The 7,753-nt window shown below is 56.9% G+C and carries 9 protein-coding genes; all 9 read left to right on the plus strand.

Annotated elements, in window-relative coordinates; genetic code table 11:
• Positions 1 to 1,557 (plus strand): efflux RND transporter permease subunit (locus tag ACOSYY_RS14445; RefSeq protein WP_421663223.1); only part of this gene is annotated, 1,557 nt, incomplete at its 5' end.
• 99 nt (positions 1,558 to 1,656) lie between these two features.
• Positions 1,657 to 2,253 carry a nitroreductase family protein gene (locus ACOSYY_RS14450; RefSeq protein ID WP_421663224.1) on the plus strand — a complete coding sequence of 199 codons (597 nt, stop codon included), beginning with the start codon at positions 1,657 to 1,659 and terminating at the stop codon, positions 2,251 to 2,253.
• Between the two features lie 158 nt (positions 2,254 to 2,411).
• The gene (locus ACOSYY_RS14455) at positions 2,412 to 3,143 is read left to right on the plus strand and encodes a glucose 1-dehydrogenase (RefSeq protein ID WP_421663225.1); all 732 of its coding nucleotides are present in this window, start codon (positions 2,412 to 2,414) and stop codon (positions 3,141 to 3,143) included.
• 48 nt (positions 3,144 to 3,191) lie between these two features.
• Positions 3,192 to 4,142 carry an NmrA/HSCARG family protein gene (locus tag ACOSYY_RS14460; protein WP_421663226.1) on the plus strand — a complete coding sequence of 317 codons (951 nt, stop codon included), beginning with the start codon at positions 3,192 to 3,194 and terminating at the stop codon, positions 4,140 to 4,142.
• Positions 4,142 to 4,783: a DNA-3-methyladenine glycosylase family protein gene (locus ACOSYY_RS14465; RefSeq protein WP_421663227.1), complete on the plus strand. Its 642-nt coding sequence runs from the start codon at positions 4,142 to 4,144 to the stop codon at positions 4,781 to 4,783. The genes ACOSYY_RS14460 and ACOSYY_RS14465 overlap by 1 nt, the downstream gene beginning before the upstream one ends.
• Positions 4,783 to 5,664 (plus strand): MBL fold metallo-hydrolase, encoded by an 882-nt coding sequence (locus ACOSYY_RS14470; RefSeq protein WP_421663228.1) that lies wholly within the window; start codon positions 4,783 to 4,785, stop codon positions 5,662 to 5,664. Before ACOSYY_RS14465 ends, ACOSYY_RS14470 begins: the two co-directional genes overlap by 1 nt.
• Positions 5,665 to 5,699: 35 nt before the next feature.
• Positions 5,700 to 7,334, plus strand: coding sequence for an MFS transporter (locus ACOSYY_RS14475; RefSeq protein ID WP_421663230.1), 1,635 nt, complete (start codon positions 5,700 to 5,702; stop codon positions 7,332 to 7,334).
• Positions 7,335 to 7,434: 100 nt separating this feature from the next.
• Positions 7,435 to 7,638: a type II toxin-antitoxin system HicB family antitoxin gene (locus tag ACOSYY_RS14480; RefSeq protein WP_421663231.1), complete on the plus strand. Its 204-nt coding sequence runs from the start codon at positions 7,435 to 7,437 to the stop codon at positions 7,636 to 7,638.
• Positions 7,635 to 7,753, plus strand: a 119-nt coding sequence (locus ACOSYY_RS14485) for a type II toxin-antitoxin system HicA family toxin (protein WP_421663232.1), incomplete at its 3' end; no start/stop codon positions are given. The genes ACOSYY_RS14480 and ACOSYY_RS14485, both read left to right, overlap by 4 nt.

Consider the following 7,753-nt stretch of genomic DNA (forward strand, 5'->3'; position numbering starts at 1 on the left):
CTGTTCGCGGCATTCGGGCTCTTCCGGGTGATTCCTCCCGCTTTTTTACCGGAAGAGGACCAAGGGTATTTCATCACGGTCGTGCAGCTGCCCGATGGCGCGTCCACGCAACGGACTGTTAAAGTCCTCGAGAAGATCGAACAGTATTTTCTCTCGGTCCCCGCCGTTCACTCAACCGACGCGATGTCCGGCATGAATTTCGTCTTTAATACACGAGGGCCGAACAGCGCGACGATGTTTATCCCGTTGCATCACTGGGACGAGCGAAAGCCTTCGGAGCATGTGCAGGCGTTGGTGAGCGCGGCCTATGGAGAATTCGCGAAAATACCGGAGGCGTTGATTCTTGCTTTCAATGCGCCGCCGATCCGTGGAATCGGAGCGACGGGCGGATTCTCTCTGCAAGTGCAGGACCCGAGCGGAGGAGATTTCCGGAAGTTGGCCGCGGCCACCCAGGAATTCGCCGAGAAAGCCAAGGAGAATCCGGCCATCGGCGGAATCGGCTCGAACTTTCGCGTCACCGCCCCGCGATTGTTCGCGCGCGTCAACCGCGAGCGGGCGAAAGCTCTGGGGGTGCCGATCTCCGAGATCTTCGACACGATGCAGGCGTACTTCGGCAATTTTTACATCAATGATTTTCTCAAATTCGGCCGAGTCTATCGAGTGCAGACGGAGGCCGAGGCCGAGTTCCGGTCGAACCCCTCCGACATCGGGAACGTGTACGTGCGGTCGTTGAGTCCTTCCGCCACCGCGTTCGGAGGCACCGGCCCGGGAGGCACGATGATACCGCTCGATACGGTGGTCGATACCGAATTCACGAGCGGTCCTGATCCGGTGACGCATTTCAACGGCTTCAACACCGCGTGGGTGCTGGGGGCCACGGCTCCCGGCTACAGCTCGGGTCAGGCGCTCGAAGCGCTCGAACGAACGGCGCAAGAAGTGTTGATTCCAAAAGGCTACATTTTGGAATGGAGCGGCATTTCCTATCAGGAAGCAAAAGTCGGTGGGCAGTCCGGTTTGGCGTTCGGGTTTGGCCTGTTGATGGTCTTCCTGGTGCTGGCGGCCCAGTTCGAAAGTTGGGCCGTGCCGTTTGCCGTGATCCTCGCGGTCCCGTTCGGAGTCTTCGGCGCTCTGTCCGCTGTGTGGCTGCGGGGAATGACGAACGACATTTATTTTCAAATCGGCTTAGTCACACTGATCGGATTGGCGGCCAAAAATGCCATCCTGATCGTCGAATTCGCCAATCATCGCCGAACCGACGGTATGCCGCTCCTCCAGGCGGCAAGGGAAGCCGCGCGGTTGCGATTTCGGGCGATCATCATGACCTCCATGGCCTTCATCGGCGGAGTCTTGCCGCTGGCCATCGCCGGTGGGGCGGGAGCAGCCAGCCGTCAATCCATCGGAACCGGCGTATTGGGCGGGATGCTGACGGCGACATTCCTCGCGATCTTTTTTGTCCCGTTGTTCTTCGTCACGGTGCGGAAGATTGCTGAGCGGTGGGTGCCGGTGGAACAGCGGACCGAATCAGCGGAAGTGCCTCCTGAGCGAGCGGTGACCTAAAAGTTTCGGCTGGCCGGTCATCCAACTGTACAATGCTCTCGGAGGCAGGTGGTCGCCGGACATGCAATCAACCGAAGCCGGCAAGAAAGAGTAAGGGCCATGGAAAAGCCGGCGAAGACACAGTTCCCGATCCATGACTTGCTGATGCGCCGTTGGAGCCCACGGGCGTTCGACGAAAGACCGGTAGAGTCCCACACACTACGGTCTCTTTTCGAGGCCGCGCGTTGGGCGCCTTCATCGAACAACGAGCAGCCTTGGCGCTTTATCATGGCGAGTAAACATGACCATGACACGCAGTGGAAGCGTCTGTTTGATTGTTTGGCGGAGGGGAACCGGAGATGGGCCTTCCGCGCGCCGGTCCTGATGCTCTCGATTGCAAGTATCAATTTTGAAGACGACGGAACGCCGAACCGGCATGCCTTTCACGATACAGGATTAGCCGTTGAGAATCTCGTCTTACAAGCGACGGCCCACGGATTGGTTGTGCATCAGATGGCGGGTTTCGATGTGGAGAAGGCGCGGGCCGAGCTCAGCATCCCTTCGGGTTTCGAACCGGTTGCGATGATTGCCATCGGCTATCCGGGCGATCCAGCCGTTCTTCCAGAGCGGCTGCGAGAACGTGAATTACGGCCCCGGAGTCGCCGGCCGATCGGAGAATCGACATTTGTAGGGCACTGGGGAAATCCCATCGGATAACAGGATTACCCACACTATTCATGACGGTTTGTCGCGAAATTGCGGCGAGTCCGCCCGTCAACATGCAGCTGAGCCGCATGTTGGCTAGTCGCGGCGGCGAATCCACAATTGCAGCAGAAGTGCTCATGGATAATGCGGGTTAAAGAGGAGTCGCGCGGATGAAATCGTTGAGCGGAAAAGTAGCGGTTGTGACCGGAGCGTCCAGTGGAATCGGCCGGGCGATTGCGGAACGATTGGCGGACGATGGCGCAATCGTGGTGGTGAACTATTCGAGGAGTTTGGAAAAAGCGCAGCAAGTTGTTATGGGAATTCAAGCAAAAGGGGGCAAGGCATTGGCGGTCCAAGCCGACATGAGCCAAGTGACCGATGCGCGCCGGCTCGTGATCGATACGGTCAAGCAATTCAATAGGCTGGATATTCTCGTGAATAACGCGGGGAAATTCATGCCGAAGCCGCTTGAGGAGACGACCGAAGAAGACTTTGACAACGTCATCGCTCTGCATGCCAAGGGGCCGTATTTCGCCATGCAGGAAGCGGCAAGAGTGTTGAAAGACGGAGGACGGATCGTGAATATCTCAACCGGTGTGTTGCATCTGCACTTTCCCGGCGCCGCGGCCTATCTCGGGAGCAAGGCGGCGCTGGAGCAATACACCAAGGGGTTGGCTCAAGAACTGGCTCCGAAGGGGGTCACGGTGAATACCGTCGCGCCGGGTTTTACCGAAACCGGGATGATGACGGAGGAGTATCGACAGATGGGAGTGCAACTGACTCCAATGAAGCGATTGGGTGTGCCAAAAGATATAGCCGATGTTGTGGCGTTCATCGTGAGCGAGGAAGCTCGCTGGCTGACGGGGCAGACGATTCAGGCCGGCGGCGGCATCGTGATGTGATTCTTATGGAATCCGGTTACAGCCTGTTCCCAAAGGAGGATGCCTATCATGGCTGAAAAGAAACTTATCGCCGTCGTGGGGGCGACTGGAATGCAAGGAGGGGGGCTGGTACGGGCAATCGCGAGCGATCCGGACAAGACTTTTATAGCCCGTGCATTGACGAGAGATGTGAATTCAGATAAAGCCAAGGCTCTCACCAAGCTTGGTGCCGAGGTCGTGTCCGCTGATCTTGACGACGCCGCCGGCTTGAAGCGAGCCTTCACGGGCGCGTACGGTGTCTTCTGTTTGACCAATTTCTGGGAGCATTTTTCCCCCGACAAAGAATATGCACAAGCGAAGAATCAGGCCGAGGCGGCGAAGGAGACCGGTGTGCAACATGTCATCTGGTCTACGCTGGAAGATACGCGCAAATGGGTGCCGCTGTCGGATGGCCGCATGCCGACATTGATGGGTAAATACAAAGTTCCGCACTTCGATGCGAAGGGAGAAGTGGAGCGGGAGTTCGCCAAGTTGGGCCTTCCGGTGACCTTTCTGCTGACATCCTTTTATTGGGACAATTTGATCTTCTTCGGCATGGGGCCAAAGAAGGGGCCGGACGGCACGCTTCTGTTCACCATGCCGATGGGAGGTAAAAAGCTTCCCGGAATCGCGGTCGAGGACATTGGAAAATGCGCGTTGGGAATTTTCAAGAGCGGCAAGGAATACACCGGGAAGACGGTTGGAATCGCGGGTGAACATCTGACCGGTGAGGAGATGGCTGCGGCCATGACCAAGGCGATCGGGCAAACTGTGCGCTATAATCCCGTGGCGCCGGAACAGTATCGCGCGTTCGGTTTCAAGGGCGCCGACGATCTCGGCAACATGTTCCAGTTCAAGAGCGATTTCAATGAAGTATTTTGTGGGGCACGCAATGTTGCCGTCGCAAAGAGCTTGAATCCGACATTGCAGACATTCGATGTTTGGCTGAAACAGAACAAGAGCCGCATTTCGCTGACGTAATGGGTCACCTTGATTCTGAACCGACCGGCTATCTTTCAAACGTTGACCCCGTCATGCGTCGGTTGATCGAGGAGATCGGTCCGTTTTCGCTGAAATCGAGGATCCGCCGATCGTCCTTCGAATCGCTGGCACGCGCGATTGCCTTTCAACAGCTCCATGACAAAGCCGCCGAGAGCATCCTCAGACGATTTATCGCGCTCTTTCCCGGCCGGAGATTTCCTCGTCCGGATGAGCTGCTTGCCATGCACATGCAATCCATCAGGAAAGCCGGTTTCTCGCGACCGAAGATTTTGGCGCTTCGTGATCTGGCTACAAAGACTCTCGATGGGACGGTGCCGACAAACCGTATGATCCGGCAATTGGCTGATGGGGCGATTATCCGACGGCTGATCGAAGTCCGAGGCATCGGGCAATGGACGGTCGAGATGCTGCTGATCTTTCAGTTGGGGCGGCCTGATGTGTTGCCGGTCGATGATTTTGGCCTGCGTAACGGCTTCCGCATTGCCTACAAGCGGCCCACGATGCCTACGCCGAAACAGCTGTTACAATATGGCGAGCGATGGAGACCCCATCGTACGGTTGCCTCCTGGTATCTTTGGCGTGCGGCTGACCGGGAAAAGCAGGGCATGAAGGTTTTGTGATGGCTGATCGAAACAAACGCCTCGATTCCAACGTTTCCGGTAACTTTTACGTGGATGCGACCTGCATCAATTGCGATACGTGCCGCCAGTTGGCGCCGCTGAGCTTCGAAGAAGTCGGCGACTATTCCGCTGTGAGCCGCCAGCCGGATAGTGAATTGCAGATACATCAAGCGTACCAGGCATTGCTTGCCTGTCCCGTCGGCTCGATCGGCACTGAACAGAGCGACAAGGCGCGATTGCAGATGGCCATGGCGAGCTTTCCCCTGCGTCTCGAAAGCGGTGTGAGTTATTGCGGATTCAATTCGGAGAAATCATTCGGAGCGAACAGCTTTTTCATTGAACATCCGGCCGGCAATTGGCTGATCGACTCCCCTCGGTACATCAAACATCTCGTTGAAGTTTTTGAGCGGCAGGGAGGAATAGCGCATATCTTTCTGACCCACAAGGATGATGTGGCGGATGCGGATAAGTATGCCGCGCATTTCGGCGCGACGCGTATCATCCATCAGGCGGATGCGCAGGCCGCTCCCGGGGCGGAACGGGTGATCGAAGGGGAGGAGACGGTTCGGATCGGATCGGAATTCCAGATCATTCCCGTACCGGGCCATACGGCCGGCAGCATGGCGCTGCTGTACCGCGAGCGATTTCTCTTCACCGGCGACCATCTTTGGTGGGATCCCCACACCAAGTCGTTGGAAGCTCCAACCCGTCTCATTTGGAAAAGATGGACCTTGATCGAGTCCATCCGGAAACTCCTCGATTACCCGTTTGACTGGGTGCTGGCCGGACACGGCGATCGGATTCATCTGCCACAGTCCGAGATGCGCGCGGCTCTAGAGGATTTGCTCCGTCGTCGTTCGCCGGCTACGGTCGGCACGTAGGTATCTATTGGACAGCACAGCCATCTAACCGCACGATGCCGAATCCACTGGTCGCTTGGATTGATCGCAACATTCTCTCTCTCGGTCGCGAGATGCGGTTGTCCTACCTGCCGCCGCTCATGGTCTACGTGGCCTACGGTATTTCGGGCCTCACCGGTATCGTCGGAACTTTCTTTGTCAAAGACTATCTCGGGCTTTCCGCCGCATTTCTCGCCGCGCTCGGATTTTGGGCCGGAATCCCCTGGGCGTTGAAGATGTCGATCGGCCACACGGTCGATCTCCTGTGGCGATGGAAGAGCTGGCTCGTTGGGCTGGGCGCTGGGTTGCTGGCTATCAGCCTCGGTATCATGGCCCTGTTGATCGGCGAACGCGAAGCGATGACGGCCGTCTTGCCGGCGGAAATGTGGTATGTCCTCAGTGTGTTGCTTGCTCCCATCGGGTATGTCATTCAAGACGCCGTCGCGGACGCCATGACCGTCGAGGCGGTTCCTCGCGTCGACGATCAAGGCCGCCCATTCGATAATCAAACGCGCAAGCTGATGCACACCACGATGCAGACACTCGGGCGTGTCGCGATTGTCGGTGGCGGGATCCTCGTGGCGCTCATCAACGTGTATGTCTTCAGCGGGACGGAAGGGCTGCCGCAAGCCGATCTCGTTCGGTTGTACAAGAACATCTATCTGATGGCCATGGTGATCCCGGTTGTATCCGTGGCAGGAGTTGGACTCGCTTGGTTATTGCAGCGACGACAGAGACAACGACTCGTTCAACAAGGATTCTCGTTTGAACAGGCGCGACAGATGGCGAATGCGCGGGATGCGGAAAATGAGCCGACGAAACCGAATTGGTGGATCCTGGGTGGAAGTTCAGCCTTTGTCCTCTTCACGTTGACTGTAGGATTGGGGGGATTCCCATATCGAGAGGAGATCGTGTTCGCCGGTTCGATGAGCATCGTGCTGTTCTTGATGTCGAGACTCGTTCAGGAACTTGAGCCGGATAAACGGCTTACCTTGGTCGGCACCGCGGCCGTGATCTTCGCCTTGCGCGCGATTCCGGGGCCTGGCCCGGGATCGACCTGGTGGATGATCGATGACCTGAAGTTCGATCAGCAGTTCCTTTCAGTTCTCTCATTGATCGGCGGCATTCTAGCATTGGTGGGCATGTTCGCCTTTCGGCGTTTTATGGCCGAACGTTCCATCATGTATGTGGTCGGATTTTTGACCGTCGTCGGGACTATCCTCTCTCTACCGATCGTGGGTATGTACTACGGATTGCACGAATGGACGGCGAAGATGACCGGTGGAGTCGTCGATGCACGCTTCATTGCTTTGATCGATACGGCGTTGGAATCGCCCCTCGTGCAGATCTCCATGATTCCGATGTTGGCATGGATCGCGAATTCCGCTCCGGCCAATCTGAAAGCCACCTTCTTCGCCGTGATGGCTTCCTTCACCAATCTGGCCCTTTCCTTGAGCCAGCTCGGCACCAAGTATCTCAACGAGATCTTTGTCGTGACGCGTGGAGTGCGTGATCAAGCCACCGGTGCGATTCAGGCACCGGCCGATTACAGTCAACTCGGCGATCTCTTGATCACGCAATTGGTGATCGGGCTGGCCCTGCCATTCTCCGCCATCCTGTTCGCCAAGCTCACGAAGTTCAAGAGCGCATAGGTTCCCTGTTGCTACGGTTGTGGCCAGTTGTGTATTCATGCTCTCATTGCCCATGTCTGCCAGTTTGTTATGCTTTGCACAGACATTTAGTGAGGTGTCCATGAAACTCAAAGTGGTGTTGGAACCAAGCGACGACGGTGGATTCACAGTGTTTGTTCCCGCTCTTCCCGGGTGCGTCAGTGAAGGAGAAAGCAAAGAAGAGGCGATCAAGAACATTCGAGAAGCCATCGATCTGTACTTGGAGCCTGTTGAAGATGATCTCAACCTGAGCTCCGAGGCCGAGGAAATCGAGCTGGCCGTATGAGTAAAGTCCCGAGCCTCTCGTACCTCGAGGTGCTTCGGGCTCTGCAGCGAGATGGCTGGGTGATCGTGCGTCAGAAGGGCAGCCACATTCGCGTGCAGAAGCGCCTTCCCGCGGA

This window comes from Nitrospira sp. BLG_2, from assembly GCF_049222245.1.

Coding starts and splice junctions, on each gene's coding strand:
- ACOSYY_RS14450 (WP_421663224.1), top strand. CDS start 1,657: ATGGAAAAGCCGGCGAAGACACAGTTCCCGATCCATGACTTGCTGATG.
- ACOSYY_RS14455 (WP_421663225.1), top strand. CDS start 2,412: ATGAAATCGTTGAGCGGAAAAGTAGCGGTTGTGACCGGAGCGTCCAGT.
- ACOSYY_RS14460 (WP_421663226.1), top strand. CDS start 3,192: ATGGCTGAAAAGAAACTTATCGCCGTCGTGGGGGCGACTGGAATGCAA.
- ACOSYY_RS14465 (WP_421663227.1), top strand. CDS start 4,142: ATGGGTCACCTTGATTCTGAACCGACCGGCTATCTTTCAAACGTTGAC.
- ACOSYY_RS14470 (WP_421663228.1), top strand. CDS start 4,783: ATGGCTGATCGAAACAAACGCCTCGATTCCAACGTTTCCGGTAACTTT.
- ACOSYY_RS14475 (WP_421663230.1), top strand. CDS start 5,700: ATGCCGAATCCACTGGTCGCTTGGATTGATCGCAACATTCTCTCTCTC.
- ACOSYY_RS14480 (WP_421663231.1), top strand. CDS start 7,435: ATGAAACTCAAAGTGGTGTTGGAACCAAGCGACGACGGTGGATTCACA.